The organism is Enterococcus hirae ATCC 9790 (genome assembly GCF_000271405.2).
GTDB classification, from domain to species: domain Bacteria; phylum Bacillota; class Bacilli; order Lactobacillales; family Enterococcaceae; genus Enterococcus_B; species Enterococcus_B hirae.
Window position 1 is genome coordinate 1,294,036 of sequence record NC_018081.1, and the last position, 16,709, is coordinate 1,310,744.

At 39.3% G+C, this 16,709-nt stretch carries 9 protein-coding genes, 3 rRNA genes and 2 pseudogenes; 11 read left to right on the top strand and 3 right to left on the bottom strand.

The window, feature by feature from the left end; all coding sequences use genetic code 11:
• Nucleotides 1-32 precede the first annotated feature (32 nt).
• The 9 genes and pseudogenes from EHR_RS06190 to EHR_RS06230 all read left to right on the top strand — a co-directional run bounded on the left by EHR_RS06190 (nucleotide 33) and on the right by EHR_RS06230 (nucleotide 12,351).
• Complete coding sequence (locus tag EHR_RS06190) at nucleotides 33-374, top strand: YlbF/YmcA family competence regulator (RefSeq protein ID WP_010720913.1); 342 nt, start codon at nucleotides 33-35, stop codon at nucleotides 372-374.
• 246 nt (nucleotides 375-620) lie between these two features.
• Nucleotides 621-833: a hypothetical protein gene (locus EHR_RS06195; RefSeq protein ID WP_010720912.1), complete on the top strand. Its 213-nt coding sequence runs from the start codon at nucleotides 621-623 to the stop codon at nucleotides 831-833.
• Between the two features lie 635 nt (nucleotides 834-1,468).
• Nucleotides 1,469-3,027, top strand: a 16S ribosomal RNA gene (locus EHR_RS06200).
• A gap of 346 nt (nucleotides 3,028-3,373) precedes the next feature.
• Nucleotides 3,374-6,287, top strand: a 23S ribosomal RNA gene (locus EHR_RS06205).
• A 93-nt stretch (nucleotides 6,288-6,380) separates the two neighbouring features.
• Nucleotides 6,381-6,496: ribosomal RNA gene (gene rrf / locus EHR_RS06210) — 5S ribosomal RNA — on the top strand.
• The 16S, 23S and 5S rRNA genes sit together here, the layout of an rRNA operon.
• Nucleotides 6,497-7,119: 623 nt before the next feature.
• Nucleotides 7,120-8,340: a metallophosphoesterase family protein gene (locus tag EHR_RS06215; RefSeq protein WP_010737063.1), complete on the top strand. Its 1,221-nt coding sequence runs from the start codon at nucleotides 7,120-7,122 to the stop codon at nucleotides 8,338-8,340.
• A pseudogene (locus EHR_RS06220) lies at nucleotides 8,337-11,056 on the top strand (ATP-binding protein). Before EHR_RS06215 ends, EHR_RS06220 begins: the two are co-directional and overlap by 4 nt.
• Nucleotides 11,040-11,984, top strand: a pseudogene (locus tag EHR_RS06225) (3'-5' exoribonuclease YhaM family protein). The pseudogenes EHR_RS06220 and EHR_RS06225 overlap by 17 nt, the downstream one beginning before the upstream one ends.
• 151 nt (nucleotides 11,985-12,135) lie before the next feature.
• Entirely contained in the window at nucleotides 12,136-12,351 is a 216-nt protein-coding gene (locus EHR_RS06230; RefSeq protein ID WP_010720908.1) for a hypothetical protein, read from the top strand.
• Nucleotides 12,352-12,526: 175 nt separating this feature from the next.
• Here the strand turns inward: EHR_RS06230 and EHR_RS06235 are convergent, their stop codons facing one another.
• The 3 genes from EHR_RS06235 to EHR_RS06245 all read right to left on the bottom strand — a co-directional run bounded on the left by EHR_RS06235 (nucleotide 12,527) and on the right by EHR_RS06245 (nucleotide 14,478).
• A complete protein-coding gene (locus EHR_RS06235; protein ID WP_052312482.1) occupies nucleotides 12,527-13,591 on the bottom strand; it encodes a peptidylprolyl isomerase in 1,065 nt (354 codons plus the stop codon).
• Between the two features lie 121 nt (nucleotides 13,592-13,712).
• Nucleotides 13,713-14,051: a YtxH domain-containing protein gene (locus EHR_RS06240; protein ID WP_010737067.1), complete on the bottom strand. Its 339-nt coding sequence runs from the start codon at nucleotides 14,049-14,051 to the stop codon at nucleotides 13,713-13,715.
• Nucleotides 14,044-14,478 (bottom strand): HIT family protein, encoded by a 435-nt coding sequence (locus tag EHR_RS06245; RefSeq protein ID WP_010720905.1) that lies wholly within the window; start codon nucleotides 14,476-14,478, stop codon nucleotides 14,044-14,046. The genes EHR_RS06240 and EHR_RS06245 overlap by 8 nt, the downstream gene beginning before the upstream one ends.
• A 135-nt stretch (nucleotides 14,479-14,613) precedes the next feature.
• Here EHR_RS06245 and EHR_RS06250 point away from each other — a divergent pair, with 135 nt between their 5' ends.
• Together EHR_RS06250 and EHR_RS06255 are read left to right on the top strand one after the other, a co-directional pair.
• Nucleotides 14,614-15,351, top strand: a complete 738-nt coding sequence (locus tag EHR_RS06250) for an ABC transporter ATP-binding protein (RefSeq protein ID WP_010720904.1) — start codon at nucleotides 14,614-14,616, stop codon at nucleotides 15,349-15,351.
• Nucleotides 15,344-16,555 carry an ABC transporter permease gene (locus tag EHR_RS06255; RefSeq protein ID WP_010737068.1) on the top strand — a complete coding sequence of 404 codons (1,212 nt, stop codon included), beginning with the start codon at nucleotides 15,344-15,346 and terminating at the stop codon, nucleotides 16,553-16,555. Before EHR_RS06250 ends, EHR_RS06255 begins: the two co-directional genes overlap by 8 nt.
• Nucleotides 16,556-16,709: the final 154 nt, after the last annotated feature.

Sequence of the window (16,709 nt, forward strand, 5' to 3'; positions counted from 1 at the left end):
AAACTAAACGATCTATAGAAAAGAGGCTAACTATGTCAAATATTTATGATAGCGCAAATCAAATCGAACGCGAGATTCGCGAATTGCAAGAATTCAAAGCTTTAGAAGAAGCCTATGCAAAAGTTAAAGCAAATGAAGAAGCACATCGTCTATTCAAAGATTTCCAAGCGATGCAAATCGAATTGCAAGAAAAACAAATGAGCGGGCAAGAATTTAGCGATGAAGATGCAATGAAAGCGCAAGAAATGGCAATGAAAATTCAATCAGAAGAAGTGATCAATGATTTGATGCAAAAAGAACAACAATTTAGCACGATCATCAATGACTTGAATCGCATCATCATGACACCAGTTAGAGATTTATACAGCGAATAATTAACGTTGTAGAAAATAATTTAGCCAGAACAAGCAAAAGCAACGTAAAACAAAATTGTTTTGCGTTGCTTTTTTAGTATGAAGAAATCAGACGGGGATAACTCATAGAAAATTAGCTTATTTTTCATTGTTTAATAAATAATTATTGTTAACCTAGCTATAATAGCTGATTTTGTCTATTATAGAAGCGTAGAAATGTCTATTCAAGTAGTGAATTTCTCTCATATAAAGCAAGGAGGTGGAGCGATGAAACACAAAAAATTTTCTTGGAAAGATTTTTGGGAAATCAGTGGCTCGTATCTTTTCACGATTATTTTGCTACCCGCATTTTATTCTTTAACTACAAATCAGCCATTAACAAATGTTTTTAGCGACCAATATCTGATCGATATTCTTCTCTTGTTTCTTTTTGTGATCTTGCCATTAGCTATTTATAAAGGTGTGCGGTATCGAAAGTAAGATATGAGAGATATTTGATGATTGAGCATGAAAATAGCTAGCCATTGCAGTAATCGTCTGAAGTACCGATGAGTCTAAATAAGAAGATAGGCAACTAAAGTAGGTTAGACCAATAGAGAGAAATAAAGTAAGGTGCTGCTAAAATTAATTTTTAGCTTGACCATTCTTTTTTTATGGTAAAGTAATTGACGTTGCTGAAAAAGAGAAAAAGATCGTGGAATTTATTTAGAAAAATTCATTGACATTTACTTTTTAAGGTGATAAGATAACTAAGTCGTTAAAAAGCGACAGCTTACGAAGCTTGATTCTATCGAAAAAAACTTCAAAAAAGTTGTTGACAAATAACAAATGACGAGTTATGATAAATGAGTTGCTGAAACACTTCTGAAAAACGAAGTCGAAAAAACTTTTAAAAAAGAGTTGACAAACAAACGTCACTTTGATATGATATAAAAGTTGCTACGGCAATCTCAAATGATTAGCTTTTAATCAAGTAGACCTTTGAAAACTGAACAAAGCAAAGACAAACCAAATGTGTAGGGCGTCTTGATTGATTCAAGACAACAAACATTTTTAACAAGCAAGCAATATGCTAGCAAACAATTGAGCTTAACAATCGCAAGATTGTTCGAACTTTTTATGAGAGTTTGATCCTGGCTCAGGACGAACGCTGGCGGCGTGCCTAATACATGCAAGTCGAACGCTTCTTTTTCCACCGGAGCTTGCTCCACCGGAAAAAGAGGAGTGGCGAACGGGTGAGTAACACGTGGGTAACCTGCCCATCAGAAGGGGATAACACTTGGAAACAGGTGCTAATACCGTATAACAATCGAAACCGCATGGTTTCGATTTGAAAGGCGCTTTCGGGTGTCGCTGATGGATGGACCCGCGGTGCATTAGCTAGTTGGTGAGGTAACGGCTCACCAAGGCGACGATGCATAGCCGACCTGAGAGGGTGATCGGCCACATTGGGACTGAGACACGGCCCAAACTCCTACGGGAGGCAGCAGTAGGGAATCTTCGGCAATGGACGAAAGTCTGACCGAGCAACGCCGCGTGAGTGAAGAAGGTTTTCGGATCGTAAAACTCTGTTGTTAGAGAAGAACAAGGATGAGAGTAACTGTTCATCCCTTGACGGTATCTAACCAGAAAGCCACGGCTAACTACGTGCCAGCAGCCGCGGTAATACGTAGGTGGCAAGCGTTGTCCGGATTTATTGGGCGTAAAGCGAGCGCAGGCGGTTTCTTAAGTCTGATGTGAAAGCCCCCGGCTCAACCGGGGAGGTCATTGGAAACTGGGAGACTTGAGTGCAGAAGAGGAGAGTGGAATTCCATGTGTAGCGGTGAAATGCGTAGATATATGGAGGAACACCAGTGGCGAAGGCGGCTCTCTGGGTCTGTAACTGACGCTGAGGCTCGAAAGCGTGGGAGCMAACAGGATTAGATACCCTGGTAGTCCACGCCGTAAACGATGAGTGCTAAGTGTTGGAGGGTTTCCGCCCTTCAGTGCTGCAGCTAACGCATTAAGCACTCCGCCTGGGGAGTACGACCGCAAGGTTGAAACTCAAAGGAATTGACGGGGGCCCGCACAAGCGGTGGAGCATGTGGTTTAATTCGAAGCAACGCGAAGAACCTTACCAGGTCTTGACATCCTTTGACCACTCTAGAGATAGAGCTTCCCCTTCGGGGGCAAAGTGACAGGTGGTGCATGGTTGTCGTCAGCTCGTGTCGTGAGATGTTGGGTTAAGTCCCGCAACGAGCGCAACCCTTATTGTTAGTTGCCATCATTTAGTTGGGCACTCTAGCAAGACTGCCGGTGACAAACCGGAGGAAGGTGGGGATGACGTCAAATCATCATGCCCCTTATGACCTGGGCTACACACGTGCTACAATGGGAAGTACAACGAGTCGCAAAGTCGCGAGGCTAAGCTAATCTCTTAAAGCTTCTCTCAGTTCGGATTGTAGGCTGCAACTCGCCTACATGAAGCCGGAATCGCTAGTAATCGCGGATCAGCACGCCGCGGTGAATACGTTCCCGGGCCTTGTACACACCGCCCGTCACACCACGAGAGTTTGTAACACCCGAAGTCGGTGAGGTAACCTTTTGGAGCCAGCCGCCTAAGGTGGGATAGATGATTGGGGTGAAGTCGTAACAAGGTAGCCGTATCGGAAGGTGCGGCTGGATCACCTCCTTTCTAAGGAATATTACGGAGACTACACTGTTTGTTTTTCACTTTGTTCAGTTTTGAGAGGTTTACTCTCAAAGATATATTTTTGTTCATTGAAAACTGGATATTTGAAGTAAATTAGTAATACAAACCGAGAACACCGCGTTGAATTTGAAAGCTAAACAAATCGTTTAGCCTCAAGCAAAATAGGCGGACGGCAATGAAATCTTGATTTCATTAGACGGTCGATCTTTTTGCCGAAGAGGCTGATTTGTGAGCTGGATAGAGTTTTTTAATAAGTTCAATTGCTTATTTTCTTGATCGGACTTCTATCGCTAGAAGAAAGATCAAAACCCAACCGTAAGGTTGATAAGGTTAAGTGAATAAGGGCGCACGGTGGATGCCTTGGCACTAGGAGCCGATGAAGGACGGGACTAACACCGATATGCTTTGGGGAGCTGTACGTAAGCTATGATCCAGAGATTTCCGAATGGGGGAACCCAGCATCTTTTATAGGATGTTACGTTTGCGTGAATACATAGCGCATTCGAGGTAGACGCAGAGAACTGAAACATCTAAGTACCTGCAGGAAGAGAAAGAAAATTCGATTCCCTGAGTAGCGGCGAGCGAAACGGGAAAAGCCCAAACCAATGAGCTTGCTCATTGGGGTTGTAGGACTCCAATATGGTAGTTCTTTCAGATAGTCGAATGACTTGGAAAAGTCAGTCAAAGAGGGTAAAAACCCCGTAGATGAAATTTGGAAGGCACCTAGGAGGATCCTGAGTACGGCGGAACACGAGGAATTCCGTCGGAATCCGGGAGGACCATCTCCCAAGGCTAAATACTCCCTAGTGACCGATAGTGAACCAGTACCGTGAGGGAAAGGTGAAAAGCACCCCGGAAGGGGAGTGAAATAGAACCTGAAACCGTGTGCCTACAACAAGTCAAAGCCCGTTAATGGGTGATGGCGTGCCTTTTGTAGAATGAACCGGCGAGTTACGATTGCATGCGAGGTTAAGTTGAAGAGACGGAGCCGCAGCGAAAGCGAGTCTGAATAGGGCGTTTGAGTATGTAGTCGTAGACCCGAAACCATGTGATCTACCCATGTCCAGGTTGAAGGTGCGGTAAAACGCACTGGAGGACCGAACCCACGTACGTTGAAAAGTGCGGGGATGAGGTGTGGGTAGCGGAGAAATTCCAAACGAACTTGGAGATAGCTGGTTCTCTCCGAAATAGCTTTAGGGCTAGCCTCGGAATTGAGAATGATGGAGGTAGAGCACTGTTTGGACTAGGGGCCCATCTCGGGTTACCGAATTCAGATAAACTCCGAATGCCATTCATTCATATCCGGGAGTCAGACTGTGAGTGATAAGATCCATAGTCGAAAGGGAAACAGCCCAGACCACCAGCTAAGGTCCCAAAATATATGTTAAGTGGAAAAGGATGTGGGGTTGCACAGACAACTAGGATGTTGGCTTAGAAGCAGCCACCATTTAAAGAGTGCGTAATAGCTCACTAGTCGAGTGACCCTGCGCCGAAAATGTACCGGGGCTAAACATATTACCGAAGCTGTGGAGTACACCTTTAGGTGTATTGGTAGGAGAGCGTTCTAAGGGCGTTGAAGGCAGATCGTGAGGACTGCTGGAGCGCTTAGAAGTGAGAATGCCGGTATGAGTAGCGAAAGACAGGTGAGAATCCTGTCCACCGAATGACTAAGGTTTCCTGGGGAAGGCTCGTCCGCCCAGGGTTAGTCGGGACCTAAGCCGAGGCCGACAGGCGTAGGCGATGGACAACAGGTTGATATTCCTGTACTCGTTGTTTTTGTTTGAGCAATGGAGGGACGCAGGAGGCTAAGGAATGCAGACGATTGGAAATGTCTGTCTAAGCAGTAAGTCTTGATAGGAGTCAAATGCTTCTGTCTGTACGGACAAGCTGTGATGGGGAGGGAAATAATAGTACCGAAGTTCCTGATGTCACACTGCCGAGAAAAGCTTCTAGTGAGAAAACAACGACCCGTACCGCAAACCGACACAGGTAGTCGAGGAGAGAATCCTAAGGTGAGCGAGAGAACTCTCGTTAAGGAACTCGGCAAAATGACCCCGTAACTTCGGGAGAAGGGGTGCTGATCTAAGATCAGCCGCAGTGAATAGGCCCAAGCGACTGTTTATCAAAAACACAGGTCTCTGCAAAATCGTAAGATGAAGTATAGGGGCTGACGCCTGCCCGGTGCTGGAAGGTTAAGAGGAGTGCTTAGCGTATGCGAAGGTACGAATTGAAGCCCCAGTAAACGGCGGCCGTAACTATAACGGTCCTAAGGTAGCGAAATTCCTTGTCGGGTAAGTTCCGACCCGCACGAAAGGCGTAACGATTTGGGCACTGTCTCAACGAGAGACTCGGTGAAATTTTAGTACCTGTGAAGATGCAGGTTACCCGCGACAGGACGGAAAGACCCCATGGAGCTTTACTGTAGTTTGATATTGAGTGTCTGTACCGCATGTACAGGATAGGTAGGAGCCGTAGAAATCGGAACGCTAGTTTCGATGGAGGCGCTGGTGGGATACTACCCCTGCGTTATGGCCACTCTAACCCGCACCACTGATCGTGGTGGGAGACAGTGTCAGATGGGCAGTTTGACTGGGGCGGTCGCCTCCTAAAAGGTAACGGAGGCGCCCAAAGGTTCCCTCAGAATGGTTGGAAATCATTCGAAGAGTGTAAAGGCAGAAGGGAGCTTGACTGCGAGACCAACAAGTCGAGCAGGGACGAAAGTCGGGCTTAGTGATCCGGTGGTTCCGCATGGAAGGGCCATCGCTCAACGGATAAAAGCTACCCTGGGGATAACAGGCTTATCTCCCCCAAGAGTCCACATCGACGGGGAGGTTTGGCACCTCGATGTCGGCTCGTCGCATCCTGGGGCTGTAGTCGGTCCCAAGGGTTGGGCTGTTCGCCCATTAAAGCGGCACGCGAGCTGGGTTCAGAACGTCGTGAGACAGTTCGGTCCCTATCCGTCGCGGGCGTTGGAAATTTGAGAGGAGCTGTCCTTAGTACGAGAGGACCGGGATGGACTTACCGCTGGTGTACCAGTTGTTCTGCCAAGGGCATTGCTGGGTAGCTATGTAGGGAAGGGATAAACGCTGAAAGCATCTAAGTGTGAAGCCCACCTCAAGATGAGATTTCCCATTTCTTTAAGAAAGTAAGATCCCTGAGAGATGATCAGGTAGATAGGTCAGGAGTGGAAGTACAGTGATGTATGGAGCGGACTGATACTAATCGATCGAGGACTTAACCACATTGGTAAAGAAAAAAACTCGGTAGAGTTTACGAAATACTTCAAATCCAGTTTTGAGTGAGCAAAAGCAAACTCAATAATGATAACACCACAGTGTGGTGGCGATAGCGAGAAGGATACACCTGTAACCATGCCGAACACAGAAGTTAAGCTTCTTAGCGCCGATTGTAGTGAGGGGTTGCCCCTTGTGAGAGTAGGACGTCGCCACGCAAATGGTGAAAAGCAGATGAATTTAGTTCATCTGCTTTTTTGTTTGCTTAAATTAAGAAAAATAAAAAGTTAGGAATAATCGTATTTGGGATTGTTCCTAGCTTTTTTACAAACAAAGGTATATTAAAACAATGAAGATAGAAAAGCGAGGCATTCCTCCTATTTAGCTGGTTTTTAGTAAAAGATAAAAGGTGACAAAATTAAATATAGTTAACAGGTTGTTTGACGAAGTGAGGCTGCCAAGTAAAAAAATTGCACTGAAATTTGCAAACAGATTAAAGATAGACAGCTGGAAATACAAGTTACGCTACATATCAAAAGACAGTGTGTTAATTCCCCATTTTCTTTTTCTATACTTTTAGAGAAAAAGGAGTAAATAATCCTCATGCTTCTACTTTTACCATAAAATACAAAAAAGTTAGGCATAAAGCAAGGGGAGAATTGGTCGGAGTAATCTATTCGAGTGAATGCGAACAAATTTTCGGTTTTTGATGAAAAAAAGCAATGAAAATGGTATGATAAAAGGGCATATAATTTTATAAAGCAGTACCTATTTTATAAAAATTATTCAAATAAAGCCGGATAAGGCATAAATTCATCTTGAGTAAAAAGGAGGACACTCGATGGTTAAATTCATCCATGCAGCTGATTTACATATCGATCGCTCTTTTGAAGGACTAGTAAATTTAGATAAATCGGTACAGGAAAAATTATTAGAGGTTAATTTAAAAGTTTTAGCAAATATTGTAGACAAGGCTATAATAAATGAAGTTGATTTTGTTTTACTTGCGGGAGACACCTTCCATCAAAATCGTCCTTCATTAAAAATCCAAAAACATTTTTTTGATCAAATCGAACGATTGAATGAAAAAGAGATTGCTGTCTATTTGACATTTGGAAATCATGATTATTATCAATCAGAGCGCTACTGGTTTACTTTTCCCGAAAATGTCCATTTATTTACTTCGGAAGAGGTAGAAACAAAGACATTTTTATCTAAAAAAGGGGAAAAGGTCGCCATCAGCGGGTTTAGTTATTTACACCAGTGGATACAGGGAGATAAAGTTACTGAATTTCCTTTACGACACTCAGTGGATTATCATATCGGTCTGTATCATGGCGAAATAGGGAGCAATCAGCGGGGAAACTATGCACCTTTTCAGCCGTCTAAAATGCAGGAAAAAGGCTATGATTATTGGGCATTAGGACATATCCATGTGCCAATGTCTTTAAACGAAAAAGAAACAATGAATTATCCAGGGGCACCTCAAGGCCATACCCAAAAAGAGCAGACAGCTAGAAATGTTTTATTGGTTGAATTGACCTCCAGTGAATGCCAGACGATTCCGCTAGAGGTCGCAGAAGTATACTGGGAGAGTAAGACCGTGTCTTTAAAAACTGCTCTGACTACGCAAGACGTGTTACAAGTGATTCAAGAGCAGTTAACTATGGGAAATCCAAAACTGACGTTGTTAGATTTAAAGGTAACAGAGTATCATCACTTGAACCAAGAAGTGATTGATCGAATCTATTCTGGCGAATTACTTGAGTATTTAATGGAAAAAATAGCCAACCTATCTACAAATTTACTTATTTGGCGTATATCTATTAAGGAAGATGAAAGAATGAATCGAGTATCGTTGAAGGTCTCACAGACATTAGTTGACCAACTCTTTGAAACTTATCGGGTAAGTGAAGATTTCCATCAGATTTTAGGTGAGATGTACAGTCATCCTGATGCGGTTCGCTTGATGAATGATTTACCTGAATATCAGGAAGGTACCTTGACTAAAGCCAAGGCAATACTGGAGCAAGATTTTGTGTTTGAGGAGGAAAGTATATGAGAATCCTTCGAATCGAAATAGCTGCATTTGGTAAGTGGAGACAAAAAACATTTGATTTTATTTCTGGAAATCAATTGATCTACGGTGAAAATGAAGCAGGCAAGTCAACGATTTACCAATTTATTCAGGCTGTATTATTTGGCTTCCCTTCAAAAGGAAAGAAGAAAAAAGACTATACGCCGAAAGATGGGGCTGCCTATGGTGGGAAAATTTGGTTAGAACATCCAGTTCATGGAGAAATACTAGTTGAACGTTACAAACAGCAAAATCGTGGGAAATCTAAAGTCCTTTTTAATGAGCAACAGGGAAGTGATGAATTATTAGAGAAATTACTATCTCCACTAACAAAGGATTTATTTCAGCAGGTTTTTACTTTTCAACAAGAACAGTTAACTGAACTAGATCATCTACGAGAAAAAGAATTACATGATGCACTGATCTCATTAGGGATTACGGGTAGTTCGTATGTTTTTCAAAAAAGACAAGAATATTATCAGCAAGCCCAACAGCTTTTTAAGAAAAAAGGGCAGAAACTGCTTATCAATCAGAAATTGAATGAGTGGAAGAACCTTCAAGAAAGAGTCCATCAAAAACAAGAGCAGGAATCTTTTTTCGGTGAACTCGTTCGACAAGAACAAGCCTACAGTCAAGATCAAAGAGAGCTACAAAAAAAACTCCAAGAGATAAACGAAAAAATTTCTCAGATCAAGCAGCAAGAGCTGAATTATTCTTTATACGAAGAGTGGCAAACACTTAAAGCCAATATCTTACCACAAGTTCCTGAAGAACAGTTGCTTTTAGACTTAGAGGAATTCACTAAACGCTATCAGCAGATGACGGAACGCCTAGATGAGCTCGAAGCTACTTTAGAAAAACATAGCGGAATGGATCAACAGTCGGCACGATATTATTTCTATTTGGAACAAGAGCAAGTACTAAAAGAATTGCAACAACAGCAAACACAAATCGAACATTGGCTGAATGAATGGCAAAGACTCCAAGTGGAAGAACGAGAAATTGATTCAGAATTAAAAATTTTAGAACAAAGCTGGCAATGGCAACGGACACAAGAGCCACAAGAATTTTTGCATACCGAAGAATGGCAGCAACTGTTTTCTGAAAATCGTTTGTTGAAAGAACAAGTCAATCAATTATCAATCAGATCAGAAATCGTCTTAGAGCAGCAGCGGACGATTGAAGCGGAGATCAACCAATTAGAAGCCACACATCCAGAATTATTACAGTCGGCACCTTCAGAAGTTCGTTCAAAGAACAAAACACCGTTTGCTATTATCGGCGGATTCTTTTTTGTAGTGGGGATCTTCCTACCAATGCCTTGGAAACTAGGAGTCTTTTTATTAGCCTTAGGTACATTGGGGTATTCATTTTATGAAAGGAAATCACTGAATGGTCAGAAAAGTGATTTATCAGAAATCAAAGGTAAGTGGCAAGAAAAACTAGGACAATTAGACAATACGTTAGCCCAAATCGAAGAGATTAATCAAAGTAAAAACAAGCTAGTGATTGAACAACAAAAAATCCAACAAAAAGCCTTCGATTTTACAAAGGTCCATCACTTAGGAACGATGAATACCTTAGAAGCGATGAAGGAATATGGGCATGAAGTATCCGATTATCAAGACTTGTATAGCCGCTTGATCAAGAAACAAGAACGAGCAAATAAGATTCAACAAAAGTTGATACAGATTGATCGTCAGTTTGAATTGATTAAGGAATGGTTACCGTTACAAGATAAAGGAATCGCTGAAAAAATGGTGCTTTTAACGAACTTCATCCAAGAAATGGAACAATTGAAATTCGCTAGAAGTTATCAACAAAATACACTATTGAAACAAGAAATCAACCAATTGAAAAAGAAACAAAAAAGTTTGATCGAACACTATAGCGGACAGATGGAACAGGTCGGACTTGCTTATCCATCCGAAGTAGCTGCTTATTTGCAAAAAGCGCAACAAACAAAAACACAACTTCAACGACTAAAAGAGTTGGATGAGATTCTCGCGCCACTTTTTCCAAAAAAACGGACACGGGAGCAATTAAGTATTGAACTGTATCATAATCAAGAGAAACAACGGCAGTATCAGTTTGAAGAAAAACAATTGATCGAACAACGTCAGCGGTTAAAGATCCAAATCGAGGAATTACAAAAAGATGGTACGTTGGATGAGATGTACCAAGAAGAAAGTTTATTGAGAGCACAACTGCAACAACTGATGGAACATTGGGGCGGTCTAATGGTCGCTGGGACTTTTTTAGGGGATCTGTCTACAGAAATGAGTGAACGTCAATTACCACAATTGTTAAAAGCTGCTGGTCACTATTTAGGAGTCTTAACACAAAATCATTACCAAGAGATTTTATTGAGAAATGATACTTTGACACTAACAGACGGTGTAACTGATTTTCCCATTTATGAATTATCTACAGGAACGAAAGATCAACTAATTATGGCCATGCGTTTTGCCTACCTATCGTTAGAATCAAAACGTTCGATCTGTCCAATCATCATAGATGACGGTTGGTTGCATTATGACCATCAAAGAAAATATCAATTAGCCAAATTGTTAGCTGATTTCGGTCAAAATTATCAAGTTATTTGTTTTTCTTCTGACCAAGAAATGGTAAGCTATTATCAGGAGCTTCAACAATCTGTGAATATATTAAAGGATGTATAAAGAATGAAAAAAATTCGTGAATTAGTTGTCGATGAACAATTTGAATTGTTTGTTTTAATTAAAAATGCTGATGTCAGAGTTGCGAAAAACGGAAAAAATTTATTGCATTTACTTTTCAAGATACGTCTGGAACGATTGATGGCAAATATTGGGATGCTTCTGAAGAAGAAATCAACAAGTTTACTGCTGGGACAGTTGTTTTTCTTAAGTGGGAAGCGGGAAATCTATCAAGGAAACCCACAAGTAAAGATTTTGCATATGCGATTGACTAAACTTGAAGAGCCAAGTGATCCTAGTTTTTATATGGAAAGGGCTCCTTTGAAAAAAGAAGAAATGGAAGAAGAAATCAATCAATTATTATTTGATATAACAAATGCTCATTGGAATCGGATTGTCCGTCATTTACTAAATAAATATCAAAAGCAATTTTTTGAATTTCCCGCAGCAAAACGGAATCATCATGCTTTTGCGAGTGGATTAGCTTACCACACATTGACTATGTTGCATTTAGGTAAAGCGATTGCTGATGAATATCCAGAATTGAATCGATCGTTGTTATACGCAGGAATCATTTTACACGATCTCGGAAAAGTGATTGAATTATCTGGACCGATGAGTACGGAATATACTTTAGCGGGTAATCTAGTGGGGCATTTGGTACTAGTAGATGAAGAGATCACGAGAGCATGTATCGCATTGAAAATAAATGAAGCAGATGAAGATGTTTTGGTATTAAGACATATGGTCTTAGCACATCACGGCTTATTAGAATACGGATCGCCGGTTCGACCACGTATCATGGAAGCAGAAATCTTACACCAGATCGATAATCTCGATGCTTCAATGCAAATGATGTTGACGTCGATTCGTCAAACAGAACCTGGAAAATACACTGAACGGATTTTTGGAATGGAAAATCGTAGTTTCTATGTTCCCAAAGAACTATAGATAACTAAAGGCACGTAGCCTAACACGAACTACTTGTGAGCCTACGTGTCTTTATTATTGGAAAATTTATTTTGTTATTGATAAAAATCTACAATAGTGTAAGATTGTAGTCAGATGAGAAACCGTTTTACTAATAGGGGGAAAATAGTTAATGAATCATTATATCCAATCTCTTGGCGTTCAAAGAGATCCGCTATTTTTCTGGGTATTGGGAATTTTCTTCTCAGTATGTTTGTTGTATATGGCTTATAAATTGAGAAACAAATCCAAGATTGCTTTGATTACTTTAACGACTACGGGCGTCTTTATTTGTATTTTTGCTATGTTTGCAACGATCGTTACACTGATGACCAGAATCAGTTACTAAAAAACAGCTCTTTGTCAAAGTGAATAGGTAGCGAAAAAACATCAAAGTCAATCATTTACTTTGGTGTTTTAATCTATGCTTATCTTTTATAAAAAATAAGGTGGAAATTACGATCCTTCTTAGAAATTATAGCGTCAACAAAAAAACAGACCAGGATAGGTCTGTTTTTTTCATCTTATTTGCTTGATGATTCAGTTGTTGATGATTCAGAAGTTTTTGTTGATTCAGTTGTTTTAGATTCAGAAGATTTTGTTGATTTTGTTTTAGACTCAGATGTATTGGTATTAGCTGTTTCCATAGTAAATGGCGTTAATACATTTTTAAAGGCATCATCTGTGACTTTTACATTTTCTTCTTTTAATACTTTAGCGATAATTTCTTTTTGTAGGTCTTGATCACTTTCTTTTGTATCTCGGGCGATTGATTCTAATTGTTTCTTGTATTTATTCATGTCATCGCCTTTATTTTGGTTTTTGACCATTTTTACAACATAATAATCTGTTGAGTATGAAGTTGTATTTGTCGCTGAGATAACGTCAGATACTTGACCGTCTTTTAATTTGAAGGCTGCTTCTTTCACTTCAGTTGGAACATCTGTCGTTTGAGAATCAAATTTGATTTTTCCGCCATCTTTTTTAGTTGCTTCATCGGTTGATTTTTCTTTTGCCAATTTCGCAAAATCAGTTCCATCATCTGCTGATTTTTTCACTTCTTTTGCTTCATCTTCACTGCTTACTTTAATGATTTGTGCTTCAACTTCTGGATGGAAAGTTTTCCAAGCTTCTTTTAAATCTTTTTCTGTCACTTTGACGTTAGCACTTATACCAGCTTTTAATACTAAACTGCTTCTAAGTGCTTGTTTATATGAGTCTTCTGTATAACCAGCTGCTTCTAATTGTGATTTAAAGGTGTCACCGTAAGTTTCTTCATTCTTTTTGTATTCAGCATTGACATCTTTATCCGTTACTTTATCGCCATATTTATTTTCAAAGGCTTTGTAAATAATCATATTTTGAACTAATTGTTGGTTGTTTTGCGTATGTTTTGCTTCATTATAAAAATCTTCAACCGTGATAGTTCCGCCTTTCATTGTGGCGATGTCTTTATTTGTACTACCTGAACAAGCAGCTAATGCTAATACAGCTAGCGCACTAGTTGCAGCTAAAATTATTTTTTCTTTTTCATTAAAATTGCTCTCCTGTGATTTATTATTATTCTTACAATAATAACTATACCATATCTATTTATTAATAAAAACGTTCTCGTGATAGTTTCAAATAAAATTCAAATTTTGATCACATTCCTAACTAAAAATTAAAAAAACAATAAAATTAAAATCAAAAGTGTTATAAAATTCCGCATTATTGCATGTCTTGTGGCAAATCATTTGTTAATTTTTCAACTTGTTCTTGGATTTGTGCAATTCTTGGTTCTGCTTGAAATTTAAAATTTTCAATATCTTTTTTCATTGATTCTTGAAAAGCGGGGATCAAAGTATTAGCTGTTTCTTTTGTGTCAACTAATGCTTGTTTGAAATTATTAAGACTGTTATTTAAATCATTTGTTAATTCCGTTGCTTCGTCTAGTTCAGCGATCAATTTTTTTCTGGTTTCGTCCCCGCTTCTAGGAGCAAATAACAATCCAGATATAGCTCCAACGGTCGTTCCAAAAACGATTCCTTTTAAAAAGTTTTTAATCAATGTTCTTCACCTGCTTTACAATGGTATGTTGAATTTGTTGCAATTCTTCCGCACTATATTCTGACTGATGGTTACCAAAGTGGATCGAAAAATCATCTTCTTTACTATAGCGAGGGACCAAATGGACATGTGAATGAAATACAGATTGATAAGCCAATTCACGGTTATTATTCAAGATATTCAGTCCTTGCATCTCAGGAAAAGCTTCTTCAATTGAACGAGCGATTTTAGGGATACGTGAAAAGACATCAGCTGCTAGTACTTCGTCATATTCAAAAATATCAGAAACGTGTTGTTTTGGAATAACTAGTGTGTGTCCTTTTGTAGCTTGGGATATATCTAAAAATGCATAGACTTTTTCGTCTTCGTAGATTTTATAACTAGGGATTTCTTGCTTAATAATTTTACAAAAGATACAGTTTTCCATAGGAAACATCCTTTCCATCAAAAATATTATTTATGTTAACTTTACCATATGTTCAAAGATTTGTATGAAAAAAAATAAATTGACTTCGTTTTCTTCATGGTATAATAAAAACAATCGAACGACGGAGGAAAAATTATGAGTCTAATTGTGGAACATGTAACAGGTGGCTATGGACATCTACCTGTTTTAAAAGATATTAGTTTTAGTGTACAGCCTGGCGAAATGGTAGGATTGATCGGTTTAAATGGCGCTGGAAAAAGTACAACGATCAAACATATCATTGGCCTCTTAGAACAAAAAAAAGGATCTATCACGATTAATGATCTGAGTTTGAAAAAGAATACTGAAGAATACCGAAAACAAATCGGTTTTATACCTGAAACGCCTTCTTTATATGAAGAACTAACTTTAAGAGAACATATCGAAGTGACTGCGATGGCCTATGATATTCCAATCGATATAGCGATGCAACGAGCTGAGAAATTGTTACATACGTTTCGTTTGGAGAATCGCTTGGAATGGTTGCCAGCCAATTTTTCAAAAGGGATGAAACAAAAGGTGATGATCTTGTGTGCTTTCTTGATCGAGCCTTCTTTGTACATTATTGATGAGCCTTTTTTAGGATTAGATCCATTAGCAATCAATGCTCTTTTAGAACTAATGGTAGAAATGAAAAATGAAGGTTCAGGGATCTTGATGTCTACGCATATTTTAGCTACGGCAGAAAAATATTGTGATCGTTTTGTAGTTCTGCACAATGGAGAAATACGTGCAGATGGAACCTTAAAAGACTTACAGGAGGAATTCCGACTACCTGATTCTTCACTGGATGAAATTTATATCTCCTTGACAAAGGAGCAGGATCATGAATAATTTCTTTCAATTGCGATTAGCAAAACACCAGAAAAAAATGATGAAGTATTTGCGTTATGTACTAAATGATCATTTTGTATTGGTTTGCTTATTTCTATTTGGCGGAGTCGGCTTTTACTATTCAAACTGGTTAAAAACGTTAACGACTCCTTTTCAAATGGGTGGGATTATCCTTACGATCTTTTGGTTTATTTGTTTGTTTTTTGGTAAATTTGCCACTTTCACGCAAGCGGCCGATCTGGTTTTTCTACTACCGAAAGAAAAGGAGATGCATCAGTATCTCCAACGAGCTTTTCTTTATTCCAGTCTATTTCCTGTTCTGTTCTTAGGACTAGCTTGTGGCTTTTCAATGCCCCTCGTGGTTGTGACAACCGGGAAGCCTTTTTCTTTTTATTTCGTTTATTTACTGATTCTCTGGGGATTGAAGAGTAGTCAACTACAAATCAAACGAGTGGAGCTTTTCCGAATTGAAGAGAAAAAATTGATGGTATGGAAAGCTTCTTGGTATCTTTCGACATTGCTGATCTTGTTGCTTACGGTCTATGGATGGCTCTGGCTTGGATTGTTAGCTATGTTGATTCAATTAAATATTTACTTTTGGTTTTTATGGAAAAATATGACGTATCGGTTGGATTGGGAAAAAATGATACAAAAAGAAGAGCAACGTTTACATCAAATCTATCAATTCATCAATCTTTTTACTGACGTGCCGGAAATCACTTCTAAAGTCAAAAGAAGAAGGTATTTAGACCCGTTGCTTCAACATACGAAGAAAACGAAAGATAATACTTATTATTATCTTTATGTCAGAAGATTTATTAGAGGTTCTGATTTCAGTGGTCTTTTCTTACGCTTAGTGTTGATTGGAAGTATCTTGATTGCGGGTATTGAAGATGTTTATTTTATAACTGCTATTGGGGCGCTTTTTATCTATTTGATCGGATTCCAAGTGATTCCTTTATACAATCAATTTCGTTACATGACACTTGTCCAACTTTATCCAATCACGGAAAAGCAAAAAGAGGTTGCGCTGCAAAAGTTATTGTTAAATCTTTTGCTGATTGCCGCTAGTCTTTTTGGATTGATTGGTGCGATCGTATTAAATGGTCTAGACAAACTCATACCGATTATCAGTTATTTGATTGTCATCGGCTTGTTTATTAAAATCTATACACCGACTCGGATCAAGAAAATGAACGAATAAAAGAGGTGAAAAAACGAGAGAATAAGGCAGATTTGCTTTTTCTCTCGTTTTTTTGATAAAAGATGGTTTTTTAGAGAGGAATACAGGAAAAAAGAACGTATATGTGCTTGACGTTCGGGGCTTAGGCGACTAGAATAATAAGTACTGCAAATCA